Annotated in this window: 12 protein-coding genes and 2 pseudogenes; 1 reads left to right on the top strand and 13 read right to left on the bottom strand. The window is 44.7% G+C overall.

Features of this window, described 5'->3' with window-relative positions:
* Positions 1-10 precede the first annotated feature (10 nt).
* Positions 11-1,213 carry a hypothetical protein gene (locus AACL30_RS01100; protein ID WP_339057522.1) on the top strand — a complete coding sequence of 401 codons (1,203 nt, stop codon included), beginning with the start codon at positions 11-13 and terminating at the stop codon, positions 1,211-1,213.
* Positions 1,214-1,685: 472 nt separating this feature from the next.
* On the opposite strand, the pseudogene AACL30_RS01095 reads toward AACL30_RS01100, so the two are convergent.
* From AACL30_RS01095 to murF, 13 genes and pseudogenes are all read right to left on the bottom strand, one after another.
* Positions 1,686-2,072: pseudogene (locus tag AACL30_RS01095) on the bottom strand (integrase core domain-containing protein); the annotation flags it as partial.
* Between the two features lie 389 nt (positions 2,073-2,461).
* Positions 2,462-3,225 (bottom strand): IS5 family transposase gene (locus tag AACL30_RS01090; protein WP_422389587.1). Its coding sequence is split into 2 segments (ribosomal slippage): positions 2,462-2,865 and positions 2,865-3,225, totalling 765 coding nucleotides; the frame shifts between segments, so codons are not numbered across the junction.
* A gap of 72 nt (positions 3,226-3,297) precedes the next feature.
* Positions 3,298-3,432 (bottom strand): hypothetical protein, encoded by a 135-nt coding sequence (locus AACL30_RS01085; protein ID WP_339057520.1) that lies wholly within the window; start codon positions 3,430-3,432, stop codon positions 3,298-3,300.
* A 127-nt stretch (positions 3,433-3,559) separates the two neighbouring features.
* Complete coding sequence (gene ftsZ / locus AACL30_RS01080) at positions 3,560-4,726, bottom strand: cell division protein FtsZ (protein ID WP_339057519.1); 1,167 nt, start codon at positions 4,724-4,726, stop codon at positions 3,560-3,562.
* 102 nt (positions 4,727-4,828) lie between these two features.
* Positions 4,829-6,085: a cell division protein FtsA gene (gene ftsA, locus AACL30_RS01075; protein ID WP_339057518.1), complete on the bottom strand. Its 1,257-nt coding sequence runs from the start codon at positions 6,083-6,085 to the stop codon at positions 4,829-4,831.
* Positions 6,082-6,921, bottom strand: coding sequence for a cell division protein FtsQ (gene ftsQ / locus AACL30_RS01070; protein WP_339058371.1), 840 nt, complete (start codon positions 6,919-6,921; stop codon positions 6,082-6,084). The genes ftsA and ftsQ overlap by 4 nt, the downstream gene beginning before the upstream one ends.
* Before the next feature lie 130 nt (positions 6,922-7,051).
* Positions 7,052-7,969: pseudogene (locus AACL30_RS01065) on the bottom strand (D-alanine--D-alanine ligase); the annotation flags it as partial.
* Positions 7,962-9,443: a UDP-N-acetylmuramate--L-alanine ligase gene (gene murC, locus AACL30_RS01060; RefSeq protein WP_339057517.1), complete on the bottom strand. Its 1,482-nt coding sequence runs from the start codon at positions 9,441-9,443 to the stop codon at positions 7,962-7,964. The pseudogene AACL30_RS01065 and the gene murC, both read right to left, overlap by 8 nt.
* Before the next feature lie 163 nt (positions 9,444-9,606).
* Positions 9,607-10,674, bottom strand: a complete 1,068-nt coding sequence (gene murG, locus AACL30_RS01055) for an undecaprenyldiphospho-muramoylpentapeptide beta-N-acetylglucosaminyltransferase (protein ID WP_339057516.1) — start codon at positions 10,672-10,674, stop codon at positions 9,607-9,609.
* A gap of 146 nt (positions 10,675-10,820) precedes the next feature.
* Positions 10,821-12,173: a cell division protein FtsW gene (gene ftsW, locus AACL30_RS01050; protein ID WP_339057515.1), complete on the bottom strand. Its 1,353-nt coding sequence runs from the start codon at positions 12,171-12,173 to the stop codon at positions 10,821-10,823.
* Positions 12,173-13,612: a UDP-N-acetylmuramoyl-L-alanine--D-glutamate ligase gene (gene murD / locus AACL30_RS01045; protein ID WP_339057514.1), complete on the bottom strand. Its 1,440-nt coding sequence runs from the start codon at positions 13,610-13,612 to the stop codon at positions 12,173-12,175. Before murD ends, ftsW begins: the two co-directional genes overlap by 1 nt.
* A 2-nt stretch (positions 13,613-13,614) precedes the next feature.
* On the bottom strand, positions 13,615-14,697 hold the full coding sequence (gene mraY, locus AACL30_RS01040; RefSeq protein ID WP_339057513.1) for a phospho-N-acetylmuramoyl-pentapeptide-transferase: 1,083 nt from the start codon (positions 14,695-14,697) through the stop codon (positions 13,615-13,617).
* Complete coding sequence (murF, locus tag AACL30_RS01035; RefSeq protein ID WP_422389586.1) at positions 14,691-15,950, bottom strand: UDP-N-acetylmuramoyl-tripeptide--D-alanyl-D-alanine ligase; 1,260 nt, start codon at positions 15,948-15,950, stop codon at positions 14,691-14,693. Before murF ends, mraY begins: the two co-directional genes overlap by 7 nt.
* Positions 15,951-15,974: the final 24 nt, after the last annotated feature.

Genomic DNA, 15,974 nt, shown 5'->3' with positions numbered 1-15,974 from the left:
AATCAGGGTGTTGAGTAAAGCAGCCAACAAAATTTATGGTTGGCAGGGTACGTTTATTGACTCACCAGGAATATATATTAAAAAATGTCTAGAAAAAATGAGAGCAGTACATGCACACCAAAAAAGTGGACTCACGTATATTTTATCTATAGATGAAAGAGTGGAAAAATTACTTCTATCATCAAATACTTTTCGCGAAAACCCCGCACAAATAGAACTAGATGATTTTGGTTTATCAACCGATAAGCTTAAAGAAGCGTACGACTTCGAATTAGAGCCTAAAATTAACGATAAAAGAATCAGTATTCTTTTAGAAGCAGCCTACGAAATTTACGGCTGGCAGGGTAGTTTTATTGACAGACCAGAAACTAAAACTAGTCCCTCCCCTAAGCAAACGTTCCCGACATCTATCATGATTTCAACAGATGCACCAAACCCAGGCTTAAAAGCGCATGCTGGCAAAAGGAAATATCCATATAACGTAGCTGAAGAAATAACAGAGTCCAAAAAAACCAAGAAAGAAGATAATCCAAGTACAAGTACTGCACACATAACTAATGTAAATCCTCTTCTAACACAACAAAAGATTACCCTCTCAAATGAAGATATCAAAAATTATGTAAGCAATTTATCTGCATTCTTCGGAGCAATAAAGCGTTCTTTTGATGTTCATGTTATGAAGGAACAAATAATAGACTTCAATCGATACTGTCCAATTACACAGAAAAATATTGTTACACAATGGGCTGAATATATTACTCCACATGATAAAGGAAAAAAACGAAAACAGACACCACCACTATTTAGATTACTTGTGTGTAGTCTAGCAAGAGGCAATACCAAGGAAGTTTATGAAATATTGGTTGAGTTAGGTTTCAGTCATGGTGAAAGATCATGCAAAGAGTGGGTAGATTTTTATCGTAAAGTGAAAAGTAAGGCAACACCCCCAGTAACGTTAAATAATAATATTCAGTCCGAAGAGTTAGTTAGTGCCATTGCTGTTCTCAAAAAGGCTAATGACGAGAGAGCCTCCACAAAAGAACTTTTTTCTGAAGAGCATATAGCTTTGGCACAATGGATTATGTATAAGTATTCTGTCACAGTTTTTATATTATCTACCATGACTGGTATAAATAGACACACTCTAAAAAGCTGGAAAGATAAATTCGATTTATCTAGACGATTAGATAGGTTGATGCCAAGTCATAAATAAAAGTGTAAAAATTTGATGCAACAATCCAACATAATCTTAGCCCACTATTTTTACTGGGTTTAAATGATCTTGTATCAGAAACAAAATTAACTGTCAGGGGCTCATTAACTAACAATTAGACATTCGGTTACCGCTGTGCTGGGAGAACGTACTTACTTTCACGCTCCTTCCACTTGGCCAGTGTTCTCGTGAGATTGGCGTGATTCTCCCTTGTTACAGCACTGAGTCATCTCACTGATGACCGTTTCAGCCACTTCATGTTTGTGCAGACAACGTTTCATAAAAACGCAAAAACCCCAACACAAAAGTTAGGGTTTTACAGTTGCTCGCTGTCAAAACACAGACACGGCAACGTACCCTGTTATCCTTGCTCATTTGCTCTTTTAAGTCAATAGCATTATGCCACTTTCTTCACTTTAGCGACGGGTTGGCGTGCTCTGGTCAAATAATTTTGGACACAAATTCAGGTGTTTTATGCCGCCTGGTATTCTTTAATCATTGGCGTTTGGTAATCATTAACACTATGTAGCCTGACTTGATTGTAATAATGAGTGAGGTAGGGAAGTACATCAGCTTGTGCTTGTTGAACGGTACTATAGCCCTGTTTTGGTATCCATTCTGACTTTAAACTGCCAAAAAAGCGCTCTATTGGGGCATTATCCCAACAATTACCCCGGCGGCTCATACTCTGTTTTATCTGATATTTCCAGAGCTGTTGTCTATACGATAGGCTACTGTAATGACAGCCTTGGTCTGAGTGAAACAGGACATCTTTAGGTCTTCCTCTTGATTGATAAGCTAACATGAGAGCCCGTCGGGTGAGTTCACTGTCGGGTGATGTCGAAAAAGACCACCCCACTACTGATAACATACGGGCTCCTGTAGACTCTCGGCTAGCCTGATGAAGTTCAGTTAATCGTATTTTCAGGCGTTCGCGTTCGGCGTCACCTTCTCGCTGACGTTTACGTTGATAGTAGTAGCTGCTTCGGTTGACGCCGAAGACATGACACAACTCCATTCGGGTATAATGCTCACTTAATTTATCAATCAGACTAACCGATTGTAGGAGTTCAACATTAAGAGAGCAGAAGCCTTTTTTAGTATTTCTTTTTCTCGTTCAACCTGGCGCAATCTGGCTTCAAGTTATTGAATATGTCGCTGCTCTGCTGTTATCGCTTTGCTTGTCAAACGGGTATTTCCTTTCTTTTCACTGAGTAATTGTTTCACCCACTGTCGTATATAGTGTCGTCATGAGATCTTGAGCCATAGAGCAAGGCATCGTATTTGTACAGCAGCGAGAAAAGAGGAGGTATTTTTTGCATAACGAGTAGCAATACCTCGCCAGCGCTTTAGGTGCAGAAAAGCATTTTCCACGAGATGTCGATGCTTGTAGAGCGCTTTATCGTACTCACGTTGAATTTTACGATTCTTTTTAGGTGGTATTACGATTTGCATGCCGGCTTCTTCTGCTTTTTTAATGATGTTATCACTGTCATAGCCCTTGTCAGCCAACAGATATTCTGCTGCAATACCTTTGGTTAAATTCGTTGCTTGCTGACAATCTGCTGTGGTACCTGATGTAATAAAAATTCTGACCGGCATACCATGCGCATCCACGGCCAGATGTATCTTACTGTTGAGCCCCCTTTTGTGCGCTCCATATCCTGATTACCGCCTTTTGCGCCTGCTGCATGAGGGTGAACTTTGCTATGAGTGGCATCAATCATCAGCCATTCAAAATCTGGCTCCACAATCAGCGCTTCGAGCAGAGACTCCCATAGCCCCTTGTCACGCCAGCGGCAAAACCGGCGATGAGTATTTTTCCAACCGCCATAATCAGGCGGTAAATCACGCCAGGGAGCGCCGGTTCTCAATATCCAGAAAACAGCATTAATAAACTGCCTGTTATCTCTGGCTATGCCACCCCAAGTGCCTTTTCTCCCCGGGAGATGAGCTTCCAATAGGCTCCAAACATGATCGGATATATCGTGGCGGCGATGGGCTAAATTCATTCCCGAATCATCTTTCATTATTGAATCATCTCAACAGTTGTCGTTATTTGTTACATGATAATATATTTTTTATTACGTGACGACACTACTTAACACACTTTTGCTAACAACCATGGCCGTACTCGCTTGGGAAATTGTGTAATTTTGCTCAATCACTAAGTTAGCCACTTCATGTTTAAATTCTGGCGTACATTTCTGGGTAGACATCTTCTTTATACCTTAATCTATTCACTCTCTATTCACTAAAATTTTTCCCTTCTTTAGTGTCCAAATTTATTAGGCCAGAATATTATTTTTTATTGTCTGAGATCAGTAATGTTAACCAAAATTCTATTTAATCGGCTTGCTTGCGTAAGAAAGCGGGAATATCAAGGTAATCAGGCTCTTTATTATGCGTCACATTAGTTTTACTCCCCGTTGAATCATTCAATACTTTTACCCCCACTTTGGCTTCTTGTGATAATGCTGACAATCCAGGTTGCTGATAACCCTGTGCTAACAAAGGTTTAGTTTTCTTGTTGGTCACCAGTGTTATTTCAGGTCGTTTATCGATGCCAATACCGGTAGCCACGACAGTAACACTCAATTCATCGTTCATGTTAGGATCTAACGAGGTACCGATAACCACAGTCGCATTGTCTGATGCAAATGCACGAACAGTGTTACCGACAGTTTCAAATTCATCCAAACGTAAGTCAAAACCGGCGGTAATATTGACCAGTACCCCTCGCGCGCCAGACAAATCGATATCATCTAATAATGGGCTGGAGATCGCCGTTTCCGCCGCTTTTTCTGCCCTGTCTTCGCCCTGTGCTTTGCCTGAACCCATCATGGCGTAGCCCATTTCCGACATCACAGTACGCACGTCAGCAAAATCGACATTCATTAAGCCAGGGCGGGTGATTAATTCAGCGATACCCTGTACCGCGCCCTTTAATACATCGTTGGCGGCACCGAAGGCATTGAGCAAAGAAATACCTTTGCCGAGCACTTTGAGTAATTTGTCATTAGGAATAGTAATTAAAGAATCGACATGTTTCGATAATTCCGCAATTCCCTGTTCGGCAAACGCCATCCTTTTTTTACCTTCAAAATTAAAAGGCTTAGTCACCACAGCAACAGTTAAGATCCCCAGCTCTTTTGCCACCTCGGCAACGACAGGCGCAGCCCCTGTCCCTGTGCCGCCGCCCATACCGGCAGCAATAAAAACCATATCGGCTCCCTCCAGAGCGGTTTTCAACGCTTCACGATCTTCCTCAGCTGAAGTACGACCTACCTCAGGGTTGGCTCCTGCTCCCAAGCCTTTGGTAATAGCGTTACCAATTTGTATTGTCTGTCCCACTGTCGATTTACGTAAAGCCTGAGCATCGGTATTAATAGCAAAAAATTCAACACCTTCAATTTGTTCACGCACCATGTGTTCAACAGCATTACTACCGCCGCCACCCACGCCGATGACTTTTATCACCGCGTCATTAGTTAGTTCCATCGGTTCAAACATAGTTTTTCTCCGCTCTGCGCTTATTACTTTGAGATCAACGTATTTTTGAGATCAACAATTGTCTCCAGTTTAATCTCTTGGTTGAAATATAAAGTTAAGACATTAAAACTCTTTTCTCAGCCAGCTATTGATACGTTTAAACCAACTGTACACTGAGGCACGTTTTTCTGTATCTGATTCATCATTAAGGTGACTCTCTTTACCATAGTGCAATAACCCAACAGCAGTAGAATAATAAGGCTCCTGCGCATAATCAGTTAGCCCAGTAATATTGAGAGGTTGGCCAATGCGAACTTGAGCATGGAATACCCGTTGTGCGCAAGTAACCAGGCCATCAATCTGAGCGGCCCCCCCTGTCAGTACAACGCCGGCGGCAAGATGATGTTTTACCCCTTGCTGACGTAATTGTTCCTGCAACTGTAAAATTTGTTCATTAACTAAATTAAGTAACTCTGTGTAACGGGGTTCAATGACTTCCGCCAATACCTGTCTTTGCAGACTGCGGGGAGGACGGCCACCGACACTGGGTACTTCTACGCTTTCATCCTTGCTGACAATAGATCCGAATGCGCATCCGTATCTGACTTTAATTGTTTCTGCATCACTAGGGGGAGTGCCAAAAGCGTAAGCAATATCACTGGTCACCACATTGCCGGCATAAGGGATCACTTTGCTATAGCGTAGCGCGCCTCCTGTGTAAATTGCCATATCCATAGTGCCGCCGCCGATATCAACGACACAAACACCGAGCTCACGTTCATCTTCGGTTAATACCGCATAACTGGCTGCCAAACCAGAAAAAATAAGTTGATCAACCTGTAGATTGCAACGTTCAACCGCTTTGACAATATTTTTTGCCATATCGTTATGACAGGTAATCAGATGAACTTTCGCTTGCATCCGTACCCCACAAAGCCCAACTGGATTTTTGATGCCTTCTTGGTAATCGATAGCATATTCTTGCGGAATAACGTGTAAGATGCGATGTTCATCACGTACACGTACCGATTTGGCCGTATGTACTACGTTTTCTACATCTTCCCGCGTCACTTCTTCTTCAGAAATGGGCACCATCCCTATTTCATTTTGACAACTAATATGTTTACCCGACAGCGCCAAATAGACGGAAGAAATTTGGCAATCGGCCATTAATTCAGCCTGATCAATCGCACGTTGTACACATTTTACGACGGATTCAAGATCGTTAACCCCCCCTTTTTCCATACCTTTAGAAGGACAGTTACCGACACCAATAATATTGATCACGCCATCGGGTAGAATCTCGCCAACCAATACAGAAACTTTTGCTGTACCGATTTCAAGACCCACTACCAGTTTTCTGTCTGTTGACTTGATCATGGTTGTTTTGCCTGTATCTGTTGCTGATGACTATCTGGGTGGTTACTCAAAATCGATGACCAACCTACTGCAACACCGGTGTCATAACGTAAATCGATATAATTTAATTTTTTATTATTATCAGGTTGTTTTTCTAACAACGGATACAACTCAATAAAACGTTGTAAACGTTCAATATGGTCATTTCGACCTAATTCGAGCCGAACATCGTTATCTAAAACCAGTTGCCAAGAATGACGCGCACTCATCTGAGCCATTTTTAACCTGAAATTATTGCTAGCCAATATTGGATTGATCGCTCGGTATCCCTTTAACAGATCATGCTCAGTACCTTCTGGACCATAAAGCAACATAGGTGCGCGGTTACCCAAACGTGTCAAAGGCACACTAAATATCTTTCCTTCATTATCAAGTAGATAAAAATCATTCCAACGTGCTATTGGCACATATTCTACTAAATGAATTTTTAATTCATCTGGCCACTGCTTACGTACGCTGACTTGTTTTATCCAAGGTAAGCGTTCAATCTGCTGCTGAAACACATTCACATCCTGTTTCATAAATGAACCTGGCGAACCTAGCGCTAAAATGGCGTGGCGGATATCATCATCAGTGGTGAAATGACGCTCGCCCATCACCACCAATTTTGATAAAGGTAAACGGTCATCACCTTTCATCCAGTGGATGATGGCCCACATCATCAAAAATAGGGTTGCTAATATTATCAGCAAGAAAAGAAGCCCTCCGAATTGCTTCCTTTTTCTATCGCCGTTACTCCCCGCCTCTCTATTTTTTTTCGTCTGGTGCTGATGAGGGTTTCGAGCAGCTTGTGACATATACCCTTCGCTTTTCAAGTTACGGCTTTGTTGTCTGCGGGTGCTCGCCTCATCAGGTAGTATGTCTACTCTCATCGGTCTCACCCCCTGGCCGCCTTGCCGTAACTTGAAATTCATTGGGTATATCGATATCAGCCAATGCCAAAATTTGCACCACTAGCTGAGAAAAATTCAATCCATACTGCCGTGCCGCCATGGGGACTAAACTATGCTCCGTCATACCAGGTGAGGTATTCACCTCCAACAGATAAAAATTAGCATCACTGTCTTGCATCACATCGACTCTACCCCAACCACTGCAACCTAACGCTTGATAAGCTTGTTTTGCTAACGTTGCTAATTGTTGCTCTTGTTTTTCGTTTAAGCCACTTGGACAAAAATAGTGGGTTTGATTCGACAAATACTTAGCATCGTAATCATAAAAGATACCGGGAGCCTGGATCCGAATTGAGGGTAGCGTTTGCTCTCCCAGTATTGCTACTGTGAACTCGGATCCACTGAGCCATTTTTCAATCAGTACTTCCTCATCATAACGGAACGCTTTTTCTAGCGAGGGGAGCAATTCGTTAAACGCATTAACTTTGCTCATCCCGAGGCTGGAGCCTTCATGGCTTGGTTTCACGACAAGGGGAAAACCAAGATCCGCGATCTGTCTTGCTAATTCACCAGAAGAAAGGGTGGCAAATTGCTGAGAGGTTAAAGCAACATGGGGCGCTATGGGCAAGCCTAATGATTGCCATCTTAATTTTGTTTGTAATTTATCCATGCTCAGCGCGGAAGAGGCTGCATCACTGCCAGTATAGGGTAGTTGTAGAGATGCCAACTGTTTTTGTAAGCTACCATCTTCACCACCGCGACCATGGAGCGCGATAAATACTTTACTAAATCCCTGTTCTTTTAACTGGGTCACGGGCACATCCCGCGTGTCTACTGCATGCGCATCAACTCCGGCTTCAATGAGGCCTTTTAACACGGCCTGGCCAGATAGCAATGATATTTCACGTTCAGCAGAAGTCCCCCCGAGCAGTACCGCGATTTTTTCAGCCATGCTTTTCCTCATTTTTACGCCCAGGTTGTAATTTTGATTCGGTCAAATTGCGCGCGATTTTACCAATGTTGCCTGCTCCTTGAATTAAGACCAGATCATTGTCATTTAACTGTTTTGCTAAAATATCAAGTAGGGCTTCATTGTCTGAAATAAAAATCGGCTCTAACTGATCAGGATTACGTACACGTATCGTGCGGCACAGTGAGCGGCTGTCAGCACCTGGAATGGGTTTTTCTCCAGCGGCATAGACGTTAAGCATCAGTAGCACATCGACTTCAGATAATACCTTGGCAAAATCATCGTACAGATCATGGGTACGGCTATAACGATGCGGCTGAAAAATCATCACAATGCGTTTTTCTGGCCAGCCAGCACGAGCCGCTTTGATAGTCACAGCGACTTCGGTTGGGTGATGGCCATAGTCATCAACCAACATGACACTGCCTTTTTTGCCATTCACCTTTTCGAGCGAAAAATGACCAAGAAAATCAAAACGGCGTCCAGTGCCTTGAAAATTGGCCAGTGCTGTTAGAATGCAATCATCACTGATCCCTTCTTCTGTTGCCACCGCTATCGCTGCCGCTGCATTAAGTGCATTGTGGCAACCTGGCGCGTTCAACATCACCTTGAGCTCTGTTTTACCTGGCCGACACAGCGTGAAACATCCCTGTGCTTGTTGCTGTTGATAATCTTTAATCTGTATATCGGCATCATCACTAAAACCATAGGTGGTGATATGGCGACCTATGCGCGGCAATATTTCACGTATTCTGGCATCATCGATACACATGACCGCTCGGCCGTAAAAAGGTAAATGGTGTAAAAAATTAATGAAGGTCTGTTTTAAATTTTCAAAATTTCCTTGATAAGTGCCCATATGGTCTGCTTCGATGTTGGTTACAATCGCCACCATCGGTTGTAAATGGAGAAAAGAAGCATCACTTTCATCGGCCTCGGCGATCAAATAACGACTACAACCTAAGCGTGCATGAACCCCTGCGGCTTTGACCAGTCCGCCATTAACGAAAGTGGGGTCTAGCCCCGCGTCGGCATAAATACAGGCTACCATCGCGGTAGTGGTGGTTTTACCGTGCGTACCGGCGACCGCAATACCATGGCGATAACGCATTAATTCAGCCAGCATTTCCGCACGCCGGATCACTGGAATACGGGCGGCTCGGGCGGCAACTATTTCTACATTATTTTCGGGAATAGCACTAGAAACCACCACAACACTCGCACCCTGTACATTTTCTGCTTGATGATTAAAATAAATTTCCACGTTCAATTGACTGAGTTGATCTGTGACCGGGTTGGAGGTGAGATCAGAGCCACTGATCTGATAGCCTTCATTAGCCAATACTTCAGCGATACCCCCCATGCCAGCACCCCCGATGCCAACAAAGTGAATGTGTTTAACCCGTCTCATTTCAGGCACCACAGTACGTAGTTTCGCCAATTGCTGTGTGTTCACTTTTTCGCCTATTTCAAAAATTGTCGTTGTAACTATACCCAATGAATTTCGAGTTACGGCAAGGCGGCAATCAAGCGAATCCCAGGAGTGTACAATGGTACATGACAGAGGATGAGTGATCGTTGCCAACGCCGCCGTAACTTGAAAGGCGAAGGGTATATCGTTATTTACCGGCTGTTATTATCGCCGCCGCAACCCGTTCCGTTGCATCCAAGATCGCCATCGTTCTCGCTTTATCGGCCATTACCATTAATGTTGCTCGATCCCAACTCGCTAGCAGATTGCTTAACCTTTGTGCAGTTAATCGCGGTTGCTCAATAATTTTGGCGGCGCCTACCTTTTCTAGCGGTACGGCATTCCAATACTGCTGACGATCTTTATGTTGAAACGGAATGAAGATCGCCGGCAATCCAACCGCTGCGATTTCACTGATGGTCAAGGCACCACTGCGGCACACCACCACATCGGCCCAAGCATAAGCAGCGGCCATATCATCAATAAATTCAGTAATTTTATGCTGATGATCTTGGCCTAGCTGTTGATAAATTTGTAAAACGCCGGTCAGTGCCCCTCGCCCCACTTGATGCCATACGGTCACTTTATCGCCAAGCTGTGCTGCGACCTCAGGTAAGATTTGATTTAATATTTGAGCACCTTGGCTTCCCCCTATCACTAACACCCGTATCGCCCCTTGACGCCCTGCCAGTCTTTCTTTAGGGGGAGGTAACGTGAGTACATCCATTCTAATAGGATTACCTACCACCTCAGCATGGGGTAATGCCCCGGGGAAAGCCTGTAATACTTTTTTTGCAATTTTAGCGAGTACGCGATTAGTTAAACCGGCAATCCCGTTTTGTTCATGCACCACCAAAGGGACACCACACCAGCGGGCGGCCAAACCACCAGGACCTGAGACATATCCGCCCATTCCTAGAACCACATGCGGTTGGTAGTCACGCATAATATTTTTTGCTTGGCATATCGCCCGATATATACGTATTGGCGCTAACAGCTTGGCTCGTAAACCTTTGCCACGTAAGCCTGAAATTCGGATAAAATCTATTTCAATGCCATGTTGAGGCACCAAATCTGCTTCCATTCTGTCTGCTGTCCCCAACCAACGCACTTGCCAGCCTTGTGCTATTAGATAGTGAGCCACTGCTAAGCCAGGGAAAACATGCCCCCCTGTACCGCCAGCCATGATCATTAAACGTTTCGTTTCACTATTCATAGGAATCCTCTTAATTAGGCTCTATACCCTTCGCCTTTGAAGCCGCCGTGTTGTTGGCTGCGAGCCCTCGCCCTCATGGTATGTCTACGCTCATCGGTCTCACTCCCTGGCAGCCGAAGGCAACTTCAAGGGCTGTGGGTATAAGACTATTTCATATGCCTAATAAACGCCTGTGCTTTTGCCAAACGTGTTTCAAAATCGATACGTAGCAACAATACAATTGCGGTAAACATAACCAGTAAGCTTGAACCACCATAGCTAATTAAGGGCAAAGTCAAGCCTTTGGTTGGGAGTATTCCTGCCGCCGCGCCGACATTAATTAAGGTTTGAAAACTAAACCAGATCCCCACAGAGCAGGCTAAAAAACCAGAAAATTGTTGTTCTGCCTTTAATGCACGCCGTCCAATGGACATAGCACGCAAAGCGACGAAGAATACCATCAACAACGTGAGGGCTACACCGCAATAACCAAGTTCTTCAGCTAAAATAGAAAAAATAAAATCAGTGTGCGCTTCGGGTAAATAATCCATTTTTTGTATTGAATTCCCCAAGCCTTGCCCCCAAAGCTCACCTCGGCCAAATGCCATTAATGACTGGGTTAACTGGTAGCCAGTGCCGAAACGGTCAGCCCAAGGATCCCAAAACGATGTCACCCGAGTGAGGCGATAAGGTTCGGCAATCACCAGCAGACAAACGGCAAAGATCCCGCAACCAATAATCGCCAAAAATTGCCATAACTTTGCCCCGACTAAAAACAACATGGCCAGTGTGGTGATAAACAACACCACCACCGTGCCTAAATCAGGTTGAGCGAGCAGCAATACGGCGAGGGCTATCATCACCCCCATCGGTTTACAAAATCCCCAAAAATTACTGCGTATTTCTGATGTTTTACGTACCAAATAACTCGAGAGGTAACAAAATAGCGCTAACTTAGAGAGCTCGGAGGGTTGAATACGCAAGGGACCAAAAATGATCCAACGTGATGCGCCATTGACAGAACTGCCTGCTATCAATACCACTAGCAGTAGCAGAATAGAAATAAGCAAAAGAACATGACTATACCTCTGCCAGATCGCCATCGGAATGCGTAAAGTCACCAGCGAACTGCACAGTGCCAACATAAGATAAAGTGCATCGCGTTTGGCAAATAGAAAAGGATCACCCGCAAGTTGTTGCCCGATCGGCATTGATGCTGATGTCACCATGATTAAACCTATCATTGCCAAAGCAAAAGTCAGCCATACTAGGGTTCTGTCATACAGTCTTGGATTACTAAAATCGTCGTTTATACCCTTCGCCTTTGAAGCTGCCGCGTTGTTGGCTGCGGGTGCGCTCGCCGAATCACGTAGTCTGTCTACGCTCATCGGTCTCACGCCCTGGCCGCCTAGCGACAACTTCAAGGGCTGTGGGTATATTACAATCTCATTGGCGGAGGCGTTTTCTGGCGAACGCATCCGCCAATGTGGTAATTTTTTTAGTAATCTCGATAAATACATCAGCCTAACTCCTTTGCTAAATAGGCAAATTCGTTACCCCGTTGTTCATAATTACGAAACTGATCTAAGCTCGCACAGGCGGGAGAGAGTAAGACCAGATCTCCAGTGACTAATTGCGGCGCGAGCAGTCTCATTGCTTGCTGTAAAGTATCGGTACATTGCGAAATTTCAGGTCGTAATTGCGCCAATTTTTGGCCATCACGGCCAAAACAGTAGATACGAATATGTTCACCTTGTAAAAAGGGAAGCAGAGGTGAAAAATCAGCTGATTTGCCGTCACCTCCCAACAGCAGGTACAAGGTTCCTTCGATTGTTAAACCCTCGAGCGCCGCTTTGGTACTGCCGACATTAGTGGCTTTGGAATCGTTAATCCAACTTATGCCCTTATTTTTAAATACTGATTGGAAGCGGTGAGCGAGTCCAGAGTAGGTGGTTAATACAGCCAGGCTAGATGAGCGCGGGATACCTGCCGCATCGGCCAAGGCTAATGCAGCCAAGGCATTGATATGATTATGACGCCCACAGAGTTTCATTTTGCTTGTTTCTAACACTTTCTCACCATGCGCTTGTAACCAAACGGTATTTTGTTGTTTATGCAGGTGATAGTCGCCAACATCCACACCAAAGCTACTATACCCTTCGCCTTCGAAGCTGCCGCGTTGTTGGCTGCGGGCGTTCGCCGAATCACGTAGCTGTCTACGCTCATCGGTCTCACGCCCTGGCCGCCTAGCGGCAACTTGAAGGACTGTGGGTATATAATGCGCGTTGGTATCTTGTTTTGGTTTGGTCAGTGCGTCATCAACATTGACAACACAGGTGTGTGCATTTTCATAAATACGTAATTTGGCTGCTTGGTACTGCTCGAGTCCCAGAGGATAACGATCACTGTGATCTTCACTAATGTTAAGAATGGTTGCCACCTGTGCCTGCAAACTGTAGGTGGTTTCTAATTGAAAACTGGATAATTCCAGTACGATTAATTGATATTTTTGCTTTAATAACGTTAAAGCTGGAATGCCAATATTACCGCCAACCCCTACTTGCCAACCCGCATTGCGCGCCATCTCACCCAGTAGTGTGGTGACAGTACTTTTTCCATTAGAGCCGGTAATCGCCACAATCGGAACCTGATTTTCACGGCAAAATAATTCGATATCCCCGATCACCTCTACTCCAGCTTCCACTGCTTGATTTAGCAGGGGATCGGCCAGCGCCACACCGGGGCTAGCCACAATTAAATCAGCCTCTAACAACCATTTTTGATTGAGTGAACCAAAGTGACACTCTAATACAGCAGGAAGTTGATCTACATTGGGTGGATTAATGCGAGTATCCATCACTTTAGGTGTAACCCCTTTTGCCATAAAAAATTCGACACAGGAGATTCCGGTTAATCCTAACCCAATAATGACCACTTTTTTGCCGCGATAGTCGATCATAATTACCGTACCTTCAGTGTGGCCAGGCCAATCAAGACTAGCATCAACGAAATAATCCAAAAACGCACAATGACCCGGGGTTCTGGCCACCCTTTAAGTTCATAATGATGATGAATCGGCGCCATGCGAAAAATCCGCTGGCCGCGCAATTTAAAAGATCCGACCTGTAAGATCACGGATAAAGTTTCAACCACAAATACACCGCCCATAATGACCAATAAAAATTCCTGACGCAGCAACACTGCGATGGTACCCAATGCCCCCCCCAGCGCCAGCGAACCAACATCCCCCATAAACACTTGAGCGGGATAAGTGTTAAACCATAAAAAGCCTAGGCCTGCACCCACGATAGCGGTACAAACAATCACTAACTCACCTGCATAGCGCAGATGAGGGATATGCAAATAATGGGCAAAATTTACATTGCCAGTAGCCCAGGCAATCAATGAGAAACCGGCGGCGACCAATACGGTCGGCACAATCGCTAGTCCATCGAGCCCATCGGTCAGGTTAACGGCATTACTGGTGCCAACGATGACAAAATACGCTAACAGAATATAGAGCAAACCTAATTGCGGCATAATATCTTTAAAAAAGGGCACCACTAATTGAGTGGCTGGCATCCCATGCGCCATACTATACATGGTAAAAGCAGCAACGAGCGCGATAGCGGATTGCCAAAAATACTTCCAACGAGCAATTAAACCTTTAGCATTTTTGCGCACCACTTTACGATAATCATCAACAAACCCTATCACGCCGTAACTGACCAAAATAAACAACACACACCAGACATAAGGATTAGAGGGATAAGCCCACATTAAAATAGCAATAATGATGGAGAACAAAATCATCACGCCTCCCATCGTTGGGGTGCCACTCTTGGTCAAGTGTGATTCTGGCCCATCATCGCGTACCACTTGGCCAAGCTGTAGCTTCTGTAACCACACAATCAGATAGGGTCCCATCCACAAAGAAATAAAAAACGCGGTTAACAGACTCACAATGGCGCGAAAGGTTAAATAAGAAAAAACATTAAAACCAGAATAAAATTTCACTAAATATTCAGCGAGCAAAACTAACATGATGCTTTCTCCTGTAGCGCTTGTACGACATTTTCCATGCCGCTACTGCGTGAACCTTTAATTAATAGGGTGATAATCGGGTGCGCCTGTAACAACTGTTTTAAACGAGATGTTAACGCCTCCTGATCATGAAAATGCTCACCATTACCACTTGCGCTACTGAGTTGCTGACTGAGCGTACCCACACTCAACACTTTATCGATCCCTGCTTGCCTCGCAGCAGAGCCCACTTGACGATGACAATCTGCCGCGGTTTCGCCTAATTCCCCCATGTCACCCACCGCCATAACGCGGTAACCTGGCATCTCTGCCAATAGCTGTGCTGCTGCTATCATAGAGCCCACATTGGCGTTATAGCTGTCATCGAGTAATAATTTTCCCTCTGCTAATAGAATAGGGAATAATCGTCCAGGAGTTGCATGGGATTGCGCTAATCCTTTAGCTATTGCCTCCAAATCTGCCCCGACTGACATGGCTAAGGCCGCGGCGGCCAATGCATTGGCCACGTTATGTCGACCGAGCAACGACAATGAAATTTCCACTGAACCCAACGGCGAATGTAAAATGAAGCGTGTTGTTTGAGAATCAACCTTGATATCACTGGCAAAAAAATCAATGCCGTCACCGGCATTGAATGCAAAACGCCAAATACGTTGCTGAGATAACATCCCCTGCCAATGTGGCCAGTCGTGACTGTCTGCATTAATAATGGCGTAACCCTGTGGCGGGAGGACAGAAAATATCTCACCTTTTGCCTGAGCCACTGCAGCCAAAGAGCCAAACCCTTCCAGATGTGCTGCCGCTAAATTATTCACTAATACACTTTCAGGACGCGATAAACCGGCGCTGTAGGCAATCTCACCCAAATGATTAGCCCCCAGTTCAATCACTGCAAAATCATGTTCAGCGGTTAAACGCAATAACGTCAATGGCACTCCGATATCATTATTTTGATTACCTGAGGTATAAAGCACATGGCTATTTTTTTTCGTCGGCGTTTTGCATTGACGTAAAATGGCTGCCGTCATTTCTTTTACTGAGGTTTTGCCGGAAGAGCCGGTTACCGCGACCACACGAGCCGATACTTGTTGACGCAGCCAAGAGGCGAGTTGTCCCAATGCGAGGCGAGTATCTTGCACCACGAGCTGAGGGATCGGTAAGGGAACGCTTTTTAATGATATACCCTTTGCCTTTGAAGCCGTCGCGTTGTTGGCTGCGGGTGCTCGCCGAATCACATAGTTATCTACGCTCATCGGTCGGTCGCCCTGGCAGCCGAA

The sequence above is a fragment of the Candidatus Regiella endosymbiont of Tuberolachnus salignus genome (assembly GCF_964020115.1).
Taxonomy (GTDB): Bacteria; Pseudomonadota; Gammaproteobacteria; order Enterobacterales; family Enterobacteriaceae; genus Regiella; species Regiella insecticola.
This window is presented reverse-complemented; position numbering and strand designations above follow the sequence as displayed.